Origin of the sequence: Clostridium sp. SY8519 (assembly GCF_000270305.1) — a bacterium.
In the GTDB taxonomy this organism is placed as follows: Bacteria; Bacillota; Clostridia; order Lachnospirales; family Lachnospiraceae; genus SY8519.
This window is the reverse complement of record NC_015737.1, coordinates 1093154-1112411: the sequence shown is the minus strand read 5'-3', so window position 1 is coordinate 1112411 and position 19258 is coordinate 1093154. Positions and strand designations below refer to the sequence as shown.

Annotated in this window: 21 protein-coding genes; 1 reads left to right on the top strand and 20 read right to left on the bottom strand. The window is 48.1% G+C overall.

Features of this window, described 5'->3' with window-relative positions; all coding sequences use genetic code 11:
• Nucleotides 1–30: 30 nt before the first annotated feature.
• From CXIVA_RS05325 to CXIVA_RS05315, 3 genes are read right to left on the bottom strand one after another with little or no spacing between them, the layout of a single operon-like run.
• A complete protein-coding gene (locus tag CXIVA_RS05325) occupies nucleotides 31–1410 on the bottom strand; it encodes a hypothetical protein (RefSeq protein WP_013976973.1) in 1380 nt (459 codons plus the stop codon).
• A gap of 33 nt (nucleotides 1411–1443) precedes the next feature.
• Nucleotides 1444–2370, bottom strand: coding sequence for an NAD(P)H-dependent oxidoreductase (locus CXIVA_RS05320; protein ID WP_013976972.1), 927 nt, complete (start codon nucleotides 2368–2370; stop codon nucleotides 1444–1446).
• Nucleotides 2371–2403: 33 nt separating this feature from the next.
• Complete coding sequence (locus CXIVA_RS05315; RefSeq protein ID WP_013976971.1) at nucleotides 2404–3261, bottom strand: hypothetical protein; 858 nt, start codon at nucleotides 3259–3261, stop codon at nucleotides 2404–2406.
• Between the two features lie 193 nt (nucleotides 3262–3454).
• On the opposite strand from CXIVA_RS05315, the gene CXIVA_RS05310 reads away from it, so the two are divergent.
• The gene (locus CXIVA_RS05310) at nucleotides 3455–4345 is read left to right on the top strand and encodes a LysR family transcriptional regulator (protein ID WP_013976970.1); all 891 of its coding nucleotides are present in this window, start codon (nucleotides 3455–3457) and stop codon (nucleotides 4343–4345) included.
• A 517-nt stretch (nucleotides 4346–4862) separates the two neighbouring features.
• On the opposite strand, the gene CXIVA_RS05305 is transcribed toward CXIVA_RS05310, so the two are convergent.
• The 17 genes from CXIVA_RS05305 to CXIVA_RS14090 form a co-directional block, all read right to left on the bottom strand.
• A complete protein-coding gene (locus tag CXIVA_RS05305) occupies nucleotides 4863–6263 on the bottom strand; it encodes a tyrosine-type recombinase/integrase (RefSeq protein ID WP_013976969.1) in 1401 nt (466 codons plus the stop codon).
• Between the two features lie 15 nt (nucleotides 6264–6278).
• A complete protein-coding gene (locus CXIVA_RS05300; protein ID WP_013976968.1) occupies nucleotides 6279–7148 on the bottom strand; it encodes a helix-turn-helix domain-containing protein in 870 nt (289 codons plus the stop codon).
• A 126-nt stretch (nucleotides 7149–7274) separates the two neighbouring features.
• Complete coding sequence (locus CXIVA_RS14475; protein WP_013976966.1) at nucleotides 7275–7532, bottom strand: helix-turn-helix domain-containing protein; 258 nt, start codon at nucleotides 7530–7532, stop codon at nucleotides 7275–7277.
• Nucleotides 7533–7550: 18 nt separating this feature from the next.
• Nucleotides 7551–7928: a type II toxin-antitoxin system PemK/MazF family toxin gene (locus tag CXIVA_RS05290; RefSeq protein WP_041728470.1), complete on the bottom strand. Its 378-nt coding sequence runs from the start codon at nucleotides 7926–7928 to the stop codon at nucleotides 7551–7553.
• 30 nt (nucleotides 7929–7958) lie between these two features.
• Nucleotides 7959–8741 (bottom strand): DUF6551 family protein, encoded by a 783-nt coding sequence (locus tag CXIVA_RS05285; protein WP_013976964.1) that lies wholly within the window; start codon nucleotides 8739–8741, stop codon nucleotides 7959–7961.
• 11 nt (nucleotides 8742–8752) lie between these two features.
• Nucleotides 8753–8920 carry a hypothetical protein gene (locus tag CXIVA_RS14095; protein WP_013976963.1) on the bottom strand — a complete coding sequence of 56 codons (168 nt, stop codon included), beginning with the start codon at nucleotides 8918–8920 and terminating at the stop codon, nucleotides 8753–8755.
• Nucleotides 8898–9908 (bottom strand): hypothetical protein, encoded by a 1011-nt coding sequence (locus CXIVA_RS05280; protein WP_013976962.1) that lies wholly within the window; start codon nucleotides 9906–9908, stop codon nucleotides 8898–8900. The genes CXIVA_RS14095 and CXIVA_RS05280 overlap by 23 nt, the downstream gene beginning before the upstream one ends.
• 489 nt (nucleotides 9909–10397) lie before the next feature.
• Nucleotides 10398–10679, bottom strand: a complete 282-nt coding sequence (locus CXIVA_RS05275) for a helix-turn-helix transcriptional regulator (protein ID WP_013976961.1) — start codon at nucleotides 10677–10679, stop codon at nucleotides 10398–10400.
• Between the two features lie 462 nt (nucleotides 10680–11141).
• The gene (locus tag CXIVA_RS05270; protein ID WP_148267785.1) at nucleotides 11142–11798 is read right to left on the bottom strand and encodes a Pycsar system effector family protein; all 657 of its coding nucleotides are present in this window, start codon (nucleotides 11796–11798) and stop codon (nucleotides 11142–11144) included.
• Nucleotides 11740–12327, bottom strand: coding sequence for a hypothetical protein (locus CXIVA_RS05265; protein ID WP_148267784.1), 588 nt, complete (start codon nucleotides 12325–12327; stop codon nucleotides 11740–11742). Before CXIVA_RS05265 ends, CXIVA_RS05270 begins: the two co-directional genes overlap by 59 nt.
• Nucleotides 12275–13609 (bottom strand): adenylate/guanylate cyclase domain-containing protein, encoded by a 1335-nt coding sequence (locus CXIVA_RS05260; protein ID WP_013976959.1) that lies wholly within the window; start codon nucleotides 13607–13609, stop codon nucleotides 12275–12277. The genes CXIVA_RS05265 and CXIVA_RS05260 overlap by 53 nt, the downstream gene beginning before the upstream one ends.
• Before the next feature lie 15 nt (nucleotides 13610–13624).
• Nucleotides 13625–14326 carry an RloB family protein gene (locus CXIVA_RS05255; protein ID WP_013976958.1) on the bottom strand — a complete coding sequence of 234 codons (702 nt, stop codon included), beginning with the start codon at nucleotides 14324–14326 and terminating at the stop codon, nucleotides 13625–13627.
• Nucleotides 14319–15545, bottom strand: a complete 1227-nt coding sequence (locus tag CXIVA_RS05250) for an ATP-binding protein (protein ID WP_013976957.1) — start codon at nucleotides 15543–15545, stop codon at nucleotides 14319–14321. Before CXIVA_RS05250 ends, CXIVA_RS05255 begins: the two co-directional genes overlap by 8 nt.
• A 193-nt stretch (nucleotides 15546–15738) precedes the next feature.
• Nucleotides 15739–16788 (bottom strand): helix-turn-helix transcriptional regulator, encoded by a 1050-nt coding sequence (locus CXIVA_RS05245; protein ID WP_013976956.1) that lies wholly within the window; start codon nucleotides 16786–16788, stop codon nucleotides 15739–15741.
• Complete coding sequence (locus CXIVA_RS05240; RefSeq protein WP_013976955.1) at nucleotides 16749–17255, bottom strand: hypothetical protein; 507 nt, start codon at nucleotides 17253–17255, stop codon at nucleotides 16749–16751. The genes CXIVA_RS05245 and CXIVA_RS05240 overlap by 40 nt, the downstream gene beginning before the upstream one ends.
• A 137-nt stretch (nucleotides 17256–17392) precedes the next feature.
• Nucleotides 17393–19060, bottom strand: a complete 1668-nt coding sequence (locus tag CXIVA_RS14200) for a JAB domain-containing protein (protein WP_013976954.1) — start codon at nucleotides 19058–19060, stop codon at nucleotides 17393–17395.
• Nucleotides 19032–19196, bottom strand: a complete 165-nt coding sequence (locus CXIVA_RS14090) for a hypothetical protein (protein WP_013976953.1) — start codon at nucleotides 19194–19196, stop codon at nucleotides 19032–19034. Before CXIVA_RS14090 ends, CXIVA_RS14200 begins: the two co-directional genes overlap by 29 nt.
• Nucleotides 19197–19258: the final 62 nt, after the last annotated feature.

Sequence of the window (19258 nt, the reverse complement as noted above, 5' to 3'; positions counted from 1 at the left end):
GATCCCTGATTAAATTGTATCAACCGCACTTTACACCAGGCACCTGAGAATATACACTCCGTCGTGCATGGTATTGAGATAGATGTACCCCCGGTCATCCACTACCAGATCTTCCGCTGTGCCCAAGAGTTTGTTGGCTATCTCCAGTTTCCACAAGGGCTTTGTGGGATTGGGCGGGATAAAGTACGCGATCTCTTTTGGAACAAACGGGTCGGACACGTCATAAACACGCAGGCCGGCATGGAAATAGCAATCATAGACCCGGTCTTTCCGATTTTCAATCCATGGCTTATGGCTCATAGGCTCATGAAGATTATGCGGCCCCATCGGACCGGGATAGTCCATACCGCAATAGTTGAAATTCTTGTAGGGGAAATTTTCCGGTACTTCCGGATAGGGGAAGACTGCGATCATGACCGGGTCTGTGGGATCAGACACATCAAACATCTCTATTCCGCACATGGCCTGGGTGCCAAATTTATCATGGATTTCCTTTGAGTAGCACCAGAACCGCTCCCCTTCCTGCATGCCAACGGCATAATTCGTCCCTAAAATCGGCATGAATGTATGACACAGAGCCCCGCCAAACTTGGTGGCAAAGGGAGGCGTCATTTTAACTTCTCCCAGCACCTGGGGTACCTGGGGATTGGAAATATCCAAAATTTTGAACCCTGCCCCCACGCAGCTGATATAGGTCAGATTTCTGTCCGTATCAGCATATGGGAAATGGACATAACCGGGATAAGTGTCAAAGCCGTTCCAGCCATAAATATTCTTTTCCTGTGTGGCTTTTGTCTGGTTTCCCAGGAACTGGCCCGGATTCCACCAGCGTCCCGCCTCCACAGGATGCCGTGGGTCAGATATGTCGATAATACGGTAAATATAGCCGATAAAACCGGGAGCAGTGGCCGATAAATGAAGATATTTTCCCCCGTTGTAAGTGAAACGGTGGACTCCTGCCCCGGGGTTGTCCTCGTCACCGGTAGCCCAGAATGAAAGTTTCTGAGGATGTTCCGGATCATCTTTCAGGCTGTAGATATGTACGCCGCCTGGCGCCGGCTTATATTGTTCCGGCGCAGGCCCGTGAATGATCGGGATACAGTTGCCGTTGGCTACGATCATGAGGTCATCGCAGATCTGTACCTTCGGGGTGGACATATAGGAATACTCCCTGGGATCCATCACCGGCATATACTGGACGTGCCTCGGATGTACCGGATCCGTCACATCTATGATCTCCACGCCATAGCCGTAAAAACAGCCTCCGTAAAGATAGTATCGTCCATCCTTCGTTTTATATAACTGAGACTGGAACAGGTAATGATTGTCAGCATCATGGAAGCCAACGACCTCCATATTCTTGATATAACCCTCATTCCCCGGACCTTTTGCATAAAATTTTTCACTCATATGGATACTCCTTGTTTGCAGTCTGGCAGCAAATTACCTTTCTGGTTTGCTTGCGCTGATAAAGTCCTTATACTTCTTGAGGCGAGTTTTGTAGGTATCTGTTTTCTTAAACTCCATTTGGGCGCCAAGCATCCTTCCTATGTCCTCCATGTGGGCAAATTTACCGCTCAGCACATCATGGGCAATGGGAACTTGCTTTTCCTCATCATAGACAAAACGCGGTCCGTTTTCCGTAATCTCCATTCTGCCTGCGATACCACACTGGTTGCACACGACATCACCATTTTCAGCAAAATAAAACTCACGTCCATGGCAGTGAGGACAAACCCCCGGCTCGCTCTGATAGGAAGCATGATCAGGATCTTTACAGGCATGATACATATTAACGCCCACCTGATGGATCTCAGCGATTTTCGTGTCATCGCCCATAATATTCAGGGAATGATCGTAAAACTTGTTGTCTATGATTTTCCACTGCGGTGTCATGGACTGAATAAAGCAATCCGCCTGCACACGGGTGATCCACTCGGAACCACCGAAGGAAATATAGGAAACGCATATCTTATTGCTGATGTATCGAGGGTCTATGCTGCCGGGAGCAGTCTTTTCACCGATCAGACAGGTGGCCTTGTCCATGCGCGGGCCAAAACGGTCCATGATGGTATGGAACAGGCCGGGACCGCCCTCGCAAAAGATCGGAACGGCAAAGATGATGCCGTCGGCATCGTACATCTTGTCCACCAGCCATTCAAAGTCATCATTTATAACACATTTATTGCCTTTACCGGAAAAAGCTTTGGCGCTGCAGGCATTGCAGCCGGTGCAGTGCTGTATGTTAAGGTCGAAGAGATGGATGAATTCTACTTCTGCGCCCATTTCTCCAGCCCCCATCAAAGCCTCTTTGCACATACAATCGTTATTGCCGTTCAGCCGGCCAAGGGAAATACCAAGAATTTTCATGTTGTTTCCTCCTCGTCTATTGTTTACAAGAGATTAACGCATTGTCAAATAGCCGCGATACTGGGTCAGATTGTCACAGGCAGCCATATCGGTCAGGAGCATTCCTACAATGTTATGATTAGACTTAAGGAACGGGAACTGAACTTGAGGCGCCTCGTCAGGGGCTGCTTTTGCCCAGTCAGGCTGAGCCATATTCCGCGTGCCCTCCACAGCAGCGGCATACCATTCTTCCGGACCGTCGAACCACATTTCCACCAGGCGGTGGAACTGACACCCTACCACATCGTGATAAATTTTGCTGGACACAAAGCGGTTAACCTCCGGGCGGCTTTGGAAATAAGGAACAAATACTTCATGAAACCACTGCTCACCGGTCTCTTCCGATGGCCAGCGCAAAACAAACTGCCAGCGATAATTCGGGCCGTCATCTACAGTGCGTCCTGCTCCCTTGTAATCCTCCTGCCAATTCATTGGTACATGAGCAAACACGAATGGCGGCATTCCATTGTCACCGCCAGAGGATCTGGCCTCATCGCCGTCCATGTTCGCCATAGCAGCAGCCGCTTCATCGCTATCCGGTATCATCCCCTGCCAGCGAAGCACGTCAGCGGGCATCCGCTCGGCAAAAATATTGTTGGACATTTCCGGCGTCATTTCATTGACCATCCAATAGTGTTCTGTCATCTGCATACGGCGGGTACCGAAACGTTCTCCCTCCGGCGGCACCGGGAGCGCATTGTAAAATGCATATTTATTGCAATATGGTGCAAATTTACTGATGCTGTCAGGCACATGAACCGCATATACCCAGTGCTGAAGCCGGTGGCGGTACTCTTCGCGGACACAGTCCACATAGATCACGCTGCGCATCGGACGATACTCAAAAGACATACGTAAAACCTCCTTGATTCATTTGATCCTTATAAACTTGATTAACTTGATGTAACTTGATTAACTTGATGTAATATGTTTGATTGAATTATCTCACTTACACGACCTGATTTGAAATACGTATTCCTTTCAATAGCATATCAAATCTGTTATGATGATCGTAGAAACATAGATATGGAAGGAGGCAGTCAGCATGAATGACAATCAGATTATCTGTTTTCTGGAAGCAGCCAAAGAGAAAAATTTTTCTCGCGCAGCGGAAAACCTTTACCAAACACAGCCGGGAATCAGCCGTACGATCGCTTCGCTGGAGCGGGAATTAGATACCAGGCTGTTCATTCGTACGCCTGGCAAGCCGCTGGAGCTTACAGAAAGCGGGCGGATTTATTTTGAGGCGTTTTCAAACTGTCAGAGAGAATTTCAAACCGCCCGCCAGAAAAGTGACCAGCTCAAGAGACGTTCTTCCAGGACCCTGCGGTTTGGCTATGCTTCCGGCTGGTCGATCTCCCGCTTTCTTCCTGCAATGCTCAGAGTTCTGGAACAGGAGTACCCCTATATTAACATTGAAGTGGAATGTCATCCTTTTGACCATTTGTTCCAGCTTGTGCTGCAAAATGACTTGGATCTGGTGCTGACGATAGACACCCGCCTTTTCAATTCCCCACAGCTGGAACGCAAGCCGATCTATCAGCTGCCAAAAGTGATCCTGTACCCGAAATACTTTCCGCGCCCATCTTCACCACTGCAATTTCAGGATGAAACATTCTTTCTGTATGATGATAAAACATCTCCTGATATCAATGATGAGATCTTCAGGGTCTTCCAACGCTATCACTTCAGCCCAAAAATCAAACGAGTAAAAAACCAGGCCACCATGATCTCCATGGTGGAAAACGGACAGGGAGTGGCCGTCATGGATCTGTGGAGTCAGCCGGTATACATGGATCAGTTTGATTTTTTTCCCCTTCCCGACACACATTCCATCGTGCTGGCATACCGCAAGGAGTGTGAAAATAATCCTGCCATGCTGTCCCTGCGTAAAACTCTGGCGAAAGAGCTGCCTGCCCTGATTTCGAGCTGCTGAAATTCCAGCGTCTGCAGTACAGTGACTGCGCTGCTGAAAAATTCCATAATGAATTTTCTCCTCATATATGGATGGACCTTTGCGAAAGATTATTGTCACGACCCACAGATGCCTTTGCTGACGCTCCCGGCATCCTGCGTACAATAAAAAAGCGGAAATGATATCGCATTCTTGCTGATCATTTCCGCTTATGCCCAACGTCCCGTGCGGGAATCGAACCCACAGCTAGCGCTTAGGAGAAGCCTTGAGTGTTATGTACGGAAACTCATTGAAGTTCACTGAAGGCCTCTGAAGCCCCATAATCTCAATGTTCTTTCTTGTTTTCGAAATCATTGAAGAACATCTGAAACCATCCAAAACCATTGAAAACCACCACTCGCTATTAGACGTTTTTTAGAAATTTCTAATATTGGCGTTTTATATGTTATGAGCACGCGACTTTTTTAGATGTTCATCGGCTCTCTTAATCAGAAAATGCAGCCTCATGATTATTCACAAGACTGCATTCTTCAGTGCCTTATTCTATTGTCCCTGCCAGCGCCTTCAGCAGCTTTGCCATCTCCGGATTTGTAAGGACCTTCATCAGAAGCTCCGGATCGATGCCGGCGGACTGGCTGGCCTGCTCGGCCGCGATCTGCCCGGGCGTTTTTTTCTGATAGAAGACATCTTCAAAGATCTGGGCATTGTTTTTGCGATCCTCATCCAGAATGTGCGAGTACTGGTCTGTGACCATCTTGGCCTGCGCATGACCGGAATCACCCTGCACGGATTTCACATCGCCGCCATTCAGTTTCAGCTTATAGGTGATGCTGGAATGACGCAGGCTGTGGAAAACGACCTTCGGCAGATCATGCTCCTTGGTCAGCTGATTGAATAAAACACTGATCCGAGAGCTCTCCATCGGTGTGCCGAAAGGGCCCGCCAAGACCAGCTGATAATCATGATATTCGTCTCCCAGTTCTTCTTTCGCCAGATCCTGATCCTTTTTCCAGTCGATCAGCATTTCCGCCACTGTCTTCGGCAGATACACCCGCCTTGTACTGGTCAGCGTCTTAGGCTTTTTGAGTACGAGCACCGTGGTAGAATCGCTGACCTGTTCCGGAAATACACAGAGGATATCCTTCTTTTCAAGTGTTTTCATCGTGCTTTTTCTGACACGCTGCAGCTCCTTATTAACAAAAATCGAAGCTTTTCCTTCTGCCAGACTTTCCTCCGATACATCCACACAGTCCCATGTCAATCCGAGCAGTTCCCCGATTCTCAAAGAACAGGAGAACGATAGATTGATTGCCATTTTCAGACGTTCATCTTCGCAAACCTCAATCGCATGGAATAGTGTGTCAGCGTCCCAGATTGCTCTGACTTTCTTCTCGGCTTTCGGAACTGTTGCCAGCTGTGCCGGATTCTTCTCGATCAGTTCCCACTTCATTGCCTGTGTAAAAGCACTGTTCAAGAGCTTATGTACTCTCCGTACCGTACCGGGGGTTACGAAGCTGTCTCTTTTTCCCGGAGTTTCTCGTTTTGTATACTGCTTATCTGTACAGCGGACCACCGCCTTTGTCTGCAGGAGAGACATATAGTACTTTTCCAGTACCCGGGGCGTTACATCCGAAAGCTTCATTGTTCCAATGATCGGATTGATATAATTGTTAATCAGGCCTGTGCTGCCTTCATACATGGACATCGACCAGGTATTCTTTCCGTAAAGAGAAACATACTCTTTGAGAAGTTCTTCAACGGTCTTGCACTTGGGAATTACAAGACTTCCGAGTTCCTGCCTGTATTCTATTTCAGCCTTTCGCCTTTTAGCCTCGTCTTTCGTTTTGAAAGATTCCCATTTCTGTTTCCGCTGTCCGTCCTCTGTATCATACAGATAGACCACATAATACCGGTTTTTCTTCTGAACGATTGACGCCATATAATCTGCACCTCCTTATGATTCCGCGAAGAGCTTCTGCTGCGTGGTCCACCAGTCAATGGTTTCTCTCCGAACGATATACGTGGCACCGTATTTCTTTGCTGCCAGTTTCCCGTCACGGATCAGCTGGCGGACTTCATCGGGAGTAAGATCCATAAGAACCGCCGTTTCCCGAACGTTATAGCTGGGCTTGTCCGGATCAACTTCCAGCCGCGGAGCTTCCCTTTTCTTTTCCGTCATCCGGATCTGCGCCAGTTCCTCCGGCGTCCGGTCTGACAGCTTCCGGTATTCCGACTGGCTGGCATACCATCGCTCAAAACTTGCCCGCGTTATCCTTTTCTTATCCGCGATAACAACAATATCGAAAACACCGCTGTTTTCCTTTTTTGACAGAATGTTGTAAACATCCTTTCGGGAAATATACAGCTCTCTGGCCATTTCCGGCATTGTCAGGGTCTCTGCTTCCAACTGCGCATCCTTCTCACGATCTTCCTGTGTCCTGTGCTTATTCTGGGATGCATACCATTTTTCAAAATCATCCTTGCGGATCCGGGTCCAGGTCTCGACTTTGAAGGTCGGAATCTGATCCCGTTTGATCAGGTAATACACAGACGCTTCGTCTATCGACAGCAGCTGTGCTATGTCACGGACAGAGTACGAATATGCCTTCAGCTCTTCACCGGGCGGCGGGCCTTCCACTTTTTTGTGCTTGATCTGGTTGGCATACCATTTTTCGAAGCTGTCGATCACGATCCGCATCTTCCCATTGACCATGATCGTCTCAAAGCAGTTCTTATGTACCAGCCAGTAGGAGTCCGTCTTTTTAAGCCCTAGCAGCTTCCGCATTTCTGCCACGGACATCGTCGTTTTCTTTTTCTCCGGCATTTTCAGCGCCTCCTCTCATATAGTTATATCCAGGCCGTTCGACCTGGATATAAGCTATCAATCCTTCTTCGGAAATGTTAGGATGTCGATTCCGCCATTTTGCTGAAACGAGATCCTTGACAGATATCAGGCCGTTTGATCCAGCCATTCGTCGAAGCTTTTTCTGGAGATCCGATACCCTGACCTGCCAACTCTGATCCAACGGAATTCTTTCTTCTTCAGAAGGTTGTAAACGCTGCTCTTGCTGATCATCAGGATGGCCTGCAGATCCTCCACTGTATAACAGCGGCTTTCCGGAACTGCACCTGCGTCATCCGCATTCAGTTCAAAGTCTGTAGTTTCCTGTTCCTCAACTGCATTCTCATCTATTCTTATCTCGTCCATGGTCATCCTCCTCTGTATTTACGGTGCTTCGACAGTCTCCGGGATATACATTCCCAGGCTGATCTTCAGGTAATCATCAATCTCGCCGAGCTGCTCTTTCGTTAATTTCCCGAGATAACCTTTGATCCGGCTCTTGTCGATCGTCTTGATCTGCTCGAATTCGACCATCGAAGGAGCCGAAAGCGCACGGTTGTTTTTGATCAGATAATGTGTCGGCTGGTTCCGCTTTTTGATCTGCGTTGTCATCGGCGCCACGATCAGGGTGGGACAATAGAAGTTTCCATCATTATTCTGAAGGACCAGTACCGGCCGCGTACCACCCTGCTCGGATCCCGTGAACGGATTCAGGTTTGCCAGATAAATATCGCCTCTCCGGAAGAACCATCCGGGTCTTATTTCTCTTGTCTTCATGGGCAGTTCCTCCGATCAGTATTTCTGGGGAAGAGCATTCTTCCGGCTGCTTCCGTTGTACATGAGCCATACCTGGTTCAGATATTTCTTGTAGCCGGCAAGGTTCAGGCCGCTGGCCTTCCCTTCGCGATAGATGTGAAGCGGATCATAGCGCTTCAGCCGGCTTACCAGGCGCTTCGGATCATATTCGTCATGATAGAGATCCACAAAAGCGGAGATACCCTGAACGTTCTCTCTCCGGAAGGAATCCGGTGCACCGTTCCAGGCATCCAGGATGACCTGCAGCATCTCCATGTACCGTTCCGGTCCAAGCTTCTGGAAAGCAGTGAAAGCGGTACTGATACAGGGAAGACGTTTCTTTCCCTTGTCCTGCTCGTAATCGAGCCGGAGACCAACGGCCTCTGTCGCGTCCTTAAACTGGACCGCTTCCGGATCGCCGCCAAATATCTTGGCCCGGATCTTCACACCGGCGGAAAGCTTGGCGGAAGCACCGGTCTGCTGGGCGAAGAGAAGAGCCTCGTCTTTATCGGACATTCCGAAATACACTTTGCAGCGCACTTTAAGGTCCTGGTTGTCATTGCGGAGCTTCCTGGCGGCAATGGTGTGCTGGCCGTCAAATACGTAATAGTGACCGCCCCGATAGCTGACCTTCGGCTCATTTGCAATGCGTTCATCAAAAGCCTTGACGATCCGTCTCACCCTGTCCGGGCTCAGTTCTCTCTGGTAGGTTTCCCGTGGGATCTCCAGCTGCGCCGTATTCAGGTCCATGACCTTATAAGTAAATTCATTTGTTTTCATCGCTACTCCTTTCAGCTGTTCCAGATCACAGCCATGATTTTTCTGTACATGTTCCAAGAGATTTCAATCCACATGCCGTTGTCGAGAAAGGCGATATGTCTGTCATTCTCATCTGTAACAACGGCGATAATATTGGAAAGCCGGATAGTTGCTTTCTCACTGATCACAAACTGGTTCATCTTTCCACAAAGCCCCCTTCCTAATTTCTTTCAGATATTCGATACCTTCGGTAGCAAGATCTTTGATCTGACGCTTTCCGTCCCGGCTTCTGACCGGACCGGCGTAAGCCTCCTTACAGAAGTTCCAGCGGAAGATCATGTCCTGCATAGCACTGTTCATTTCGTAGATCATGTCCTCGACCGTACCGATCGCCTGTCCTTCAGAATGGTTCATGCTCTCAGCCAGCGCCAGGATCTCTCTCGTTTTCGGAATCCGGACCGGCGTGTCATACACTTCGGATTCCTGTTCTTCAAAATCTTCCTCGTCGATTTCTTCCGGTTCTTCAGTTTTCTCCGGTTTTGCTCTTGGCTGCCGGAGCTGCTCTGCAAGTTCAGCTCTGTCCTCCGGCGCGGCACGGGCGATGGCGGCAACATCATCTCTCTTGGCTTTCAGAGATCCTGAAAGTATTTCTGTTCGAATTCCCGGCACTACCGCCTCCGCCGCGTCAACTCCTTTAGCAAAGCGTTCTGCATTTTCTACAAAGCTTCTGCTGGTGTTTGTTTCTGCAGCGATCTTTTCACTTGTTCTTTCGGGCAGCCGTAAGTCTTCTCCCGAAAGACTTACGGTGAATTGACCTGTTTCTGCATCGCGTTCTGTATAATGGCCTCCATGTGAAGCTTTTTCTGCTTCGTAGCGTTTGCCAATCAGATACCGTCTCTGCTCCGGCGTCAGATTTCTCCGGCCAAGCTGGTTATTGCAGATCCAGGCAATGGCTTCATACTTATCTGAAAAGTCTTTGGGATAAGTCCTGAATGGAATCTCCGGATGTTTTTGCAGGATCCGGTATCGGTTATGCCCGTCCAGGATCGTATTGTTCCAGATGATCAAAGGATCCAGAACCTCTCCGTCAGCAACTATGTTCTGCTCAAGAAGCGAAAACTCGTCCTCTGTCAGTGGAGGTATCTTTTCCTCGAACTCCGGATCAATCTTTAAATCATTCAGATCCATGTGTTCCTCCTTCCTATGTACCGACAGGCCGTTTTCACAGCCTGCCCTACATATCTTCAAAGCCATTCGGCTTAAAATCGTTGTATGCTCTTTCCGTATTTGTCCCCGACGCCCCCGGAAAATAAGGGAATACATTCAGACGTCCGGAAGCTTACCGGATCCATGGGAATCTAACCCCTCCGTGGTTCTCACCGAGCCGCCCGGAATCCCGGACGGAAGTCTCATTATCCTGTGACGCCTCAATGCTGCGCAGGAAGCCATCCTGCGTTTATCACCGGCCTACCGCTTCTTCCCGCAGTGGGAGATTATTGCATTTGCCGTGAACGTCGCTCTTCGTCACAGGGTCGTGTCTGAAGAATGCTATGCAGTTGTCATGGTGCATTTCGCAGCAACTGGATTGCTGCTATGACCATTCTATGGGAGGCTCCCTTTTTTCTTTAGGGACTGGGAGTCCGTATTTACCCACCCAGTTTGTCCGGGTCCGGCTTCTTACAATGACTGTGCAATCTCTGTTAGATCCCGTATTACTGATAAGATCCGGTTCCTTTCTTTGCTCATTTCTTTCCCTGTGAGCAGATAATCCGTGCTGACTCCGAAATATCCGGAGATAGCGATAAGTAAATCAATGGAGCAGCTTCTGGCTCCCCGCTCGATCTTGCTGAGATGATCCCAGCTGATATTCAGCTCCTCCGCCAGCTTTTCCTGTGTCAGGCCATGTACCATGCGGATCTCCTTTAACCGCTTGCCAAATTCCTTCTGATCGAAATACATGTCTCATCCTTTCCGCCTGATGCGGAGAGCAGAAGATACACTGCCGCCGGATGAGCCTGCCTTTCAATGCCTGAATCAGGATGCATTAAAGAAAGGGTACCGATGCCGATTTCCAAAAAGTGGAATCTGCGGCATATGTATCCTCAGCCCTTAATGCATGTCAGGCTTCCGATATGTAGGTTGTAAGGTTTGGGAATGACGTATGAGATGCGTTTGTTCCCGTTCGTGATGGTTCAAGTGTAGTCGGGAACGTCTGTATTTCGAAGGGATGAAGAATCCCTCATTTGGGCCCGAATCAGGCAGTTTTGATATGATTTCGGATGTGGATCGGCATGGAAACCTTTGAAAACAAAGGCTCCAAAGGGGGTGACGATTCATCACCCCCCAAAAACAAAAAAGAGCTGAGGGCCACTCTGTTCGAGTGATCGCTCAGCATGTTGTAATTACGTTGCTTAAGTATTGTCAATGATGGTACATCAGGAAATAGCATAGCGCACAGATAAAGATGAGAACTATCGAAGTAAATGCCGTCCATAACCCTCTTTTGAATCTATGCATCTTCGTTGAACAGATTTTAGAGTTGCAATACGTTTCCAGAAGGACATCGTCCACGAATTGGTTTTCTGACGTTTTTCGTACGGCACTAATATAATCTTCAGCATCTTTATAATCTTTTATGTCCTCATAGAAGATATTGCATTTCTTATTCTTGCTCTGATCTCCCGTGTTTTTCCCTGCAAAGAACTTAGGACTGAGGGCGAGAAGATGGAAAAAAAGTGATAATGTAAATGTAATCACCGCTCCTGCGGCAGTAATAATGAACAGTGTTTTCCAAGGCTCAATTGCCCCATTAGTTCTATCGATTTTTGATAATATGTTCTCGGCAACGAAAACCAGCACTGCCACCACCACAGAAACAATTCCGCAGGAAGTACTGATTTTTGAATCAGCTGACGTTATCCAGGTATTAATCAGATCCAGACTGTATTTGCTGCGCTCCAGAAGACCGCTGTCATGCTTTTCCTCTGGAATGGGTTTTTCTTGAGGAGCGGCACCTTTTCTATTTCCCTTTGTATCTTTTCTTATCTTTGGCGTACTCATTGATTCCTTTCGTTCCATGCGAATATGCATTCAGCTCTAATGACCTGGTTTCCCCTGTCTGATATAGTTCATAGGCGATCAACATTTTCTCCGCTGTTCTTATATTTTCCAGTATTACATTCTCCATTTGCGGAAATGACTCCGGAACGCCGACACAGAACAGATAACAGCCGTCTTTCCTCTTACCGTTAAAATGTTGATACTCTTCCTTGACCAGTTTTGTATCAATCCACTTTCCTCCGTAAACTTTACAGCCGACCTTCTTATAATCAAAAGGAACGATAATTTTAAGTTCTCTGGAGTACGGTCCGACAAAGTCTTCGCATTTGGCATGTGTCCGTTCAAGAAGAGATTTATTAACTGCTACAACCTTCAATTGTATTGGCTCTGGATTCACTGTAGGCAGTAATGTTGCTTCAATGAATGGATACGTCTCCCTGGCCTGCCGGATGTCTGCAAAAACATCTTCGATGTATTCTCTTGCACTCTCTATTTCAGTCAACGAATGTCCCCCAGGCTTTGTTGTAGTTGTTGTTGGCATTATCATGCTTAAGCTGCTTGCGAGATTCCTGCGTAAGATATCCGTGATATCCTAAATCCGTATAATACACATCACCATCTTTCTTTTTGAACAATGATGACAGACTGCTGTTTTTCTGCTTTAACTGTTCGTATAAATCTGCTGATAATACCAGTTGGTTTTTATCTGCATTTTCGTCTTCATTTTTATCAGCCTCTCCAACGGTTCTCCCTAACAGGATATTGTCTTTTTCACCTCTGGCTCCTATTTTTGCCGCAAACAGTCTTCCGATAGACTGACCGACACCTACAGATACCTGATATCCCTTGACAGCGTCGATTATCTTAAGGCCGGCAATTACTGCATCCACAACGCATGAGTAATCCCCGTAATCATGGAACAGCGCCATCTCCCGGTCACCCTGGAACTGAACATGAATACCATTTCTTTCTTCGACAACATCATACATAGCCGTAAGTATGTTTTGAGTCTTCACAGCCATCTCTTCTAAGTTTGCGCCATCTTCGTCAAACTGAGATGTGAAATCTCTGACATCTGCAAATAGCGGGATGCCTTTAATTTCCTTACATTCAGTCTTTGAGAGATTTCTGTAATTCAATGGTTGATTCGCAGACCGGAAATACATGTCCTGTAAATCAACTTTTTTCGCTATTTCTACAGCTCTTTCAAAATCTCTTTTAAAATTGTACCTTACAGGAAGCTTAGCAATTTCTGCATCATAGCAACATGTCTGATCATATTTTCTTATTGCGGCTGACGTTATTCTGCTAAAGCATTTCTTCTGATCCGCAGTTAACGCGTCATATATATTTTCTGAAATCAGAACACGAGACGGGCTTGCCAGACTCTGCAGTTTGGCCGCATAGTTTGCCGCAAATCCAATTGTAGTCATTTCATCGGCATCTTTGCGTTTGAACTCAAACTCATAAAACGGGCCGTAACACGCTCCGGCATGGATAATGAATGGCAGAAGAGTTTTATATTTTGACACATTGGCATTCAGATGTCCTGCTAATTCGAATGCATACTTTGTGACAGCAGAAACAATTTCAAATGTCTTGGGAATGCTGTCACTTACTACGTACATATGAAGACGTGAACCAGTAATCTTTTCGACTATAAACAGTCCCGGATAATGCTTCAGGCCATATGCCTCTACAGAACTAAAGAATGTATCCAACTCATGTATGGAGTGTTTTACCTCCCGGGTTACAGCCTCTTCCTTCTCAGCAACATCATCAAAATTCGCAATGTTAATATAAAAATGGACTCCTGTTTTTTTCTGCAAATTAATCCTCCTCGATTAGTCAATATAATGTTTTTTTGATTCCTCCGGCAGATATTTTGCCAGTTCCTCTACCAGTTCGTACACCTTGGTCCCCGGTGCAATATCTGTCGGAGAAAGACCTTTATGTTCTTTAATAATCCTCTTGGCATATCTGGCTGCCAGTTTTGGGTTTCCGTGCGTCATCAGGATATCGAACGTATCGGCGGAGTTTTTCTTATACTTGCCCAACCCCAGCTGAGCGTATCTTTCATTGAGAAAGCGTATGTATTCCGTCCGATGATTGTTCGACGTATAGTAGGCAAAATGCAGCATGAACCAGAATTCTATGCACTCGTTGCTCCATGCTGCATGGTACTGCACCAATGGGTTCTCTTTGTTCAGAGACTCAGCCCGGGTGACAACCCCATTGAAGTTCTGAGCAGGGAAGCTGTCTTTATCATAGACACACCAGATCTGACCCTTGGTGATCTGATTCTCTTTGACATACCGTTCAGCCTGACCGATCACTCGCATTGTTTCTGCGCCGCATGGTTCAATCTGGATCAAAACCATATCGCGATAAATAGGATTATCTTCAATCAGCTTTTTAAAACCACTGAAGTAACGCGGCTCTGTCTGTTCTCCCTCGCAGAAGATATAGTATCTGTACTCCTTCATTTCCAGGTGTTCCTGGCGGCGCTTCTTTCTCCAGTTTTCCGTTCCGATTTTTCTAGGCATTCACAACACTCCAATCTATGATTTTTCTCAGATACGGATCTGCGCCGTACTTACCTTCAAGGTATTGCTTATCATATTTGGCGTCTTTGCGAACAACCTCACCATTTCCGGTTTTGAATTCTACCAGAGAATACAGTTTTGAATTCTGATTGTTTCCCTTGGCAACGAACCAGATTTCATCGCGCCTAAACACTTCATTGTTCATTGTGGAAAGATCGTGGGATGTGAAAACCAGCTGAGCACCATGCCGGTTTATCTCCATGTTGTTAAACAGCATGATGACATAGCGAAGAAGCACCGGGTGGATCTTAGCATCCAGTTCATCGATTACGAGTGTTGATCCACAAACCAGACTCTTGGCAATAAAAGGAAGCAGGCCAAAGAGCTTCTTTGTTCCGCTGGATTCTTCAGACAGAGTAAGCTCTGCTTTATACCCATCCACATTATGCTGTGTGAAAACCTCTATTTGATTGTTTTCCCTTTCTTCAACTCGGAAATCTTCAATATCAAGATCCATTTCCCTGATCATGTCAAGAACCAGTTTTTTGATTTCGTCTGAAGAAGCGATCGCTGTCCGAAGTTCTTCCAGAGGATTCCCGTAATTCAGAAAATCAATACCATATTCAAACCAGTCGATAACGTCTTTAACAACGTCATTATTCATGTAAGTGATGCCAAGATATGAGAGCAGCGGAAGACTTTGAGACAGTCCGTCACTGATCTTTAATCTGGCGAAGACGCCTCGTAAACTGATTTCTTCTCCTTTGCGGAGAAACAATGCTGATTTCCTGCCCGTTTCCAACTTAACTCTGTCAAGGCTTTCATATACTACAATATCCTCTTTGATACGAAGGACATATCTGTATTCGGCAATTTTTGTTCTAAAGAATATTTCAAATTCAGTCGGATTATTCTTCCCTTCTTCAGAGAAAACAAACGGTTTAACCGGATATCTGTTGAACTTATAGTCTGCAGCTCTGTTTTGCTTTGTTGCATGTACTGGCCTTAAGACCATTGTCCCAAGTGCCTGCAATGCCTCCAGAACATTAGACTTTCCGCCGCCATTCGGACCATAGATCGCCGAAACAGGCAAAAACAATTGCTCATCGCTGTCCTTGATTACCCGGTCTGTATGCTCAGAAATAGCGGCCGCCTGCATATCAAATGTTATCTCATCTCTTATACTCTTATAATTCTTTACTGAAAATTGGCACAGCATGGCGCGTTCCTCCATCTCTAGGATATATTTTTACAGCGTCATTATAACCCAACATGCTTATTGCGTCAAGATATTCGAGATATTTTCACGGATAATGGCTTGTAAAATCATTTTTTGAGATTTTCATCAAAAAACTGTCCCCGGCAAGCATAGGCTTTCCGAGGACTGAAATCTTTAAAACCCTATATTTTCCCTAATTCGCCACCATCCGTCCGTTCTCATCGAACCCGTCGACCAGATTCGTGAGCGGCTGGGCATCCATCTCTACAAGCTTCCTATTCACTTCTGCAACTGTCAGCATATACCACTGATGCAGAGCATACTCATAGATTTTCATTTCAATCGTCGTCTGGAACTTGGACGGGCTGACCCGGATGTATTCCATGCTGATCGCCGGCGGGAGATGCAGGGCGATGCAGACAGCGACGATCTCCTGGATCGGAAAGATGATGTTCGACCGGCTACGGAAGTTCTTGATCGTATCTTCTGAAAGACCTGTATCATCCGCAAGCATGCCGACAGTGACCTTCCGGCTCTGCATCAGCTCCACAGTCATGTCATTGAAGGACTTCTGGTATCTGGCGGCTTCCTGCATCTGAGCTTCGATCTGCTTCCGGAGAAGAAGGCCTGCCTCCGTCGCCGGACTGCCGCCCTTTTCATTGACATACCGGATGTTCCTGCGGCCTCGACCGACAGTAGTACCTTTCTGCAGAGCGCCATTGATAAAGCGGCGGAGTACATTCCCACGCTCCGCACGGAATACCAGACAGCACTGAGCCATATGTTCACGAGCGTATTTCCGCAGATGCGGATGTCCCTCATGATCAAAATACAGAAACTTTCTGCTATTCAAACAGAAGCAACCGCTCTCTGGCACATAAAGATACAGACCGGAATTGACGACTGTCCGGAATTCTGTATTGGAAAAATACTCCTGCAGTGCTTCCGCTTCACTGATCGCAAAGGTCTCGTTCTCAGACAGCGTTGAGAAGTAAGACGGAACCAGATTCCCGTTCACAGTCCTGAGAATTCCCCTGGCCTCGTTATAACCGAAATCCATAAGCCTTGACCGGGCAATCGTCTTGGTCGTTCCGTAGTATTCGGCCAGATCATTGACCATATGCTGCATGGTCTCAAGATTACGGATCCCGCCGTAATAGGCCAGCAGCCTCGCGGCACGATCCTTTCCGGCTTTCTCCGGAATCAGAAAGTATCTGGGAAATGTATTTGCCTGGATCTCCATCCGTTCAAATGGAATTCGCGGAAGACGCGCCCGTCCTCGGTTCCTTTCGCTGCAACACCGCCGTTATTGCGGATGGCGTAGTACCGGCAGTCTTCCTGCCAGACATACTCGCGTATATCATAGTAGGTGCCGTTGAAGCAGGCGCCGTCGTGGTGATCGAGATAGATCTTATTGTTTCTTGCATCATTGGTTCCCCGCCAGCCGGTCCATTCACCGTCTTCATCCTCCGTGCCATAGGTCAGATCGCCGTGACCGACGCTGTCCTTCACACAGAAATAACCGGCGGAGTGATCGGAATCAAAGGGGTCCACGGAAAAAATCTTCTCGCCGTTCGCCGGCGGCTGCGGGTTGGGCTCTGTGTCTGCTGCAAATGCGGTCATTCCCGTGGTGCCGAGCAGTGTCGAAGCCGCCATGACGACAGTCAGCAGAAATGTCGCGGCACGTTTCATTTTGTGCTTAAATCTCATGTGTTTTACCTCTTTCTTTGAAAATGAAATACTGGTCTGTACTGTCCGCCCGGATCACCGGGCATGAAAAAAGGCTCCTGCCTCTATGGCGGAACCCCTCCTCAAATCTGATCCTTATTCAATTGTCTGCCTCATCTTCAGCGGGTCTCTTCAGTGCGGGCCGGCTTCTTTCTGCCGTGGCCCGGTTTCTTCGGATCCGCTTTCTTTGCGGTCAGATCCTGCAGAACGGAAGATTTCTCGGCCTCCTTTCCTGCCGTCTGCCGTGCTTTGCTGGCGGATGCTCTGTCAGGCTGAGGCGCACCCATTCCAGGAACCGTCTCAGGGATCGCCGCAAGCTCCGGCGCCTTCTCCATTTCAGCGAGCTTTGCCTCAATGTCGGTGATCATTTCACTGGCCGCATCCCGGATCTTTCCAAGAGAGTCCTTCAGCTCTGCCGTTTCCTTTCCGGAAGACCAGCCGGCGATATATCCGAAAGAATAATCGGACGTATCGATGCCGAAATGCTGGCAGACCGTGTAGGCGACGCTTTCCGCCTCGACCTCCTTGCTCCGGGCCGTCAGACGTTCCTCTCTCGGCTTTTCCTTCTCATGGGAATGAAGCTTCTGGTGGGCCATCTCGTGGATCAGGGTCTTGACCGTCTGCATTTCACTCATGCCTTCCTGCAGGGCGATGCGTTGCTCAGTCGTGTGATAATACCCTTTTGCGCCCGATCCGATCTGTTCAAAGCCGATCGGCACCGGACAGATCTCTGTGAGCGCGGTCAGCAGCCTGCCGTAACCGTCCACCCTGCCGGAAAGCTCATCCACACCGAGCGAAGGGAGTTCTTTTCCCTCTGTCTGGCTGACATCAAAGACCGTTGCGACCCGGAAGGCCGGATATTCGACCTCGACAGTTTCCTTTACCGGTTTTCCCTGTGCGTCCAGCTTCGGTCTGCCGGTCGCCGGGTCCAGGACTTCCCGCTCCTTCTTTGCCTTATAGGGCGAAGGCGCGATGATCTGAATCCCCTTTTCTCCCTTTCTAACATACCGCTGATGCTGTTTCTGCCAGGCCTGATAGCCGGCCACCAGTGTGGCGTCCGGCTTCTGCATGGCAATCAGCAGCGTATTGTTCAGGGAATAATTGTGGAACTTGGACATCGTGGAAAGATAGGCCTTATAGGTCTCGCTCTGGAACAGGGCTGTGATGCCGGCCTCCAGCTTGTCGGTGATGGCTTTGATCCGGTCGGATCTGCTTTCGCTTTTTCCTTTTGATTCAGCCGCTTTTTCGGGGACAGTCGTCCCTTCAGCCACCATCATGCCGGGCACCGGACTGAATTGGATCTGCTCCGGCGATGTTGCGAATCGGTTCTCCGATACCGGCAGCGTCTGGTTCTCCCGGAAGGAATAGTAGCGGTCGCTATTCCCGATAATGATATGATCGAGAAGCGGGATTCCCGCCAGGTCGAACAGCTTCTGGAGCCGGTCCGTTGTCTGGATATCCTCCTGTGACGGAGTGAGACTTCCGGTCGGATGATTGTGAAAAGCCATCACATGGGCCGCATTGGACAGGATCGGACTCTTCAGGATCTCCCGCGGATGAACGAGCGACGCATTCAGGGTCCCCATGGACACGATGTTCATGTTGATGGGAGACATGTCGTTCCGGAAGTTGACGATACAGAAGACCTCCCGGTCGTAGCCTTTCAGCATCTCCGCCATAAGCCGGACCGCGTCATCCGGGTTGGCGACCGGCTTTTCCGAATAGAGCGGCGGCTCCTTCACCATCCGGATTGCCACCTTATCCAGAGTGTACGGCTTCGGCGCCATCTGTCTCACCTCCGATCTCTAACGTGATGTGGAAATCCGGCTCGTCCTTCAGTTTCTCTAGCGTCTCCCGAAGCGTGCCGGTCGTGCTGCACTCCGGCATGCCGGTTTCAGTGGGGTCATGATTTCTTTGTGACATCTGCAAATCCTCCTTCTTCTTCAGATTTTTGGACAAAAGAATAGCGTCATCAGCCATATTGA

Excerpts from the sequence above, each read along its gene's own strand:
- CXIVA_RS05325 (WP_013976973.1), bottom strand. The coding sequence starts at position 1,410 with ATGAGTGAAAAATTTTATGCAAAAGGTCCGGGGAATGAGGGTTATATC.
- CXIVA_RS05320 (WP_013976972.1), bottom strand. The coding sequence starts at position 2,370 with ATGAAAATTCTTGGTATTTCCCTTGGCCGGCTGAACGGCAATAACGAT.
- CXIVA_RS05315 (WP_013976971.1), bottom strand. The coding sequence starts at position 3,261 with ATGTCTTTTGAGTATCGTCCGATGCGCAGCGTGATCTATGTGGACTGT.
- CXIVA_RS05310 (WP_013976970.1), top strand. The coding sequence starts at position 3,455 with ATGAATGACAATCAGATTATCTGTTTTCTGGAAGCAGCCAAAGAGAAA.
- CXIVA_RS05305 (WP_013976969.1), bottom strand. The coding sequence starts at position 6,263 with ATGGCGTCAATCGTTCAGAAGAAAAACCGGTATTATGTGGTCTATCTG.
- CXIVA_RS05300 (WP_013976968.1), bottom strand. The coding sequence starts at position 7,148 with ATGCCGGAGAAAAAGAAAACGACGATGTCCGTGGCAGAAATGCGGAAG.
- CXIVA_RS14475 (WP_013976966.1), bottom strand. The coding sequence starts at position 7,532 with ATGGACGAGATAAGAATAGATGAGAATGCAGTTGAGGAACAGGAAACT.
- CXIVA_RS05285 (WP_013976964.1), bottom strand. The coding sequence starts at position 8,741 with ATGAAAACAAATGAATTTACTTATAAGGTCATGGACCTGAATACGGCG.
- CXIVA_RS14095 (WP_013976963.1), bottom strand. The coding sequence starts at position 8,920 with ATGAACCAGTTTGTGATCAGTGAGAAAGCAACTATCCGGCTTTCCAAT.
- CXIVA_RS05280 (WP_013976962.1), bottom strand. The coding sequence starts at position 9,908 with ATGGATCTGAATGATTTAAAGATTGATCCGGAGTTCGAGGAAAAGATA.
- CXIVA_RS05275 (WP_013976961.1), bottom strand. The coding sequence starts at position 10,679 with ATGTATTTCGATCAGAAGGAATTTGGCAAGCGGTTAAAGGAGATCCGC.
- CXIVA_RS05270 (WP_148267785.1), bottom strand. The coding sequence starts at position 11,798 with ATGGAACGAAAGGAATCAATGAGTACGCCAAAGATAAGAAAAGATACA.
- CXIVA_RS05265 (WP_148267784.1), bottom strand. The coding sequence starts at position 12,327 with ATGATAATGCCAACAACAACTACAACAAAGCCTGGGGGACATTCGTTG.
- CXIVA_RS05255 (WP_013976958.1), bottom strand. The coding sequence starts at position 14,326 with ATGCCTAGAAAAATCGGAACGGAAAACTGGAGAAAGAAGCGCCGCCAG.
- CXIVA_RS05250 (WP_013976957.1), bottom strand. The coding sequence starts at position 15,545 with ATGCTGTGCCAATTTTCAGTAAAGAATTATAAGAGTATAAGAGATGAG.
- CXIVA_RS05245 (WP_013976956.1), bottom strand. The coding sequence starts at position 16,788 with ATGGAGATCCAGGCAAATACATTTCCCAGATACTTTCTGATTCCGGAG.
- CXIVA_RS05240 (WP_013976955.1), bottom strand. The coding sequence starts at position 17,255 with ATGAGATTTAAGCACAAAATGAAACGTGCCGCGACATTTCTGCTGACT.
- CXIVA_RS14200 (WP_013976954.1), bottom strand. The coding sequence starts at position 19,060 with ATGGCGCCGAAGCCGTACACTCTGGATAAGGTGGCAATCCGGATGGTG.
- CXIVA_RS14090 (WP_013976953.1), bottom strand. The coding sequence starts at position 19,196 with ATGTCACAAAGAAATCATGACCCCACTGAAACCGGCATGCCGGAGTGC.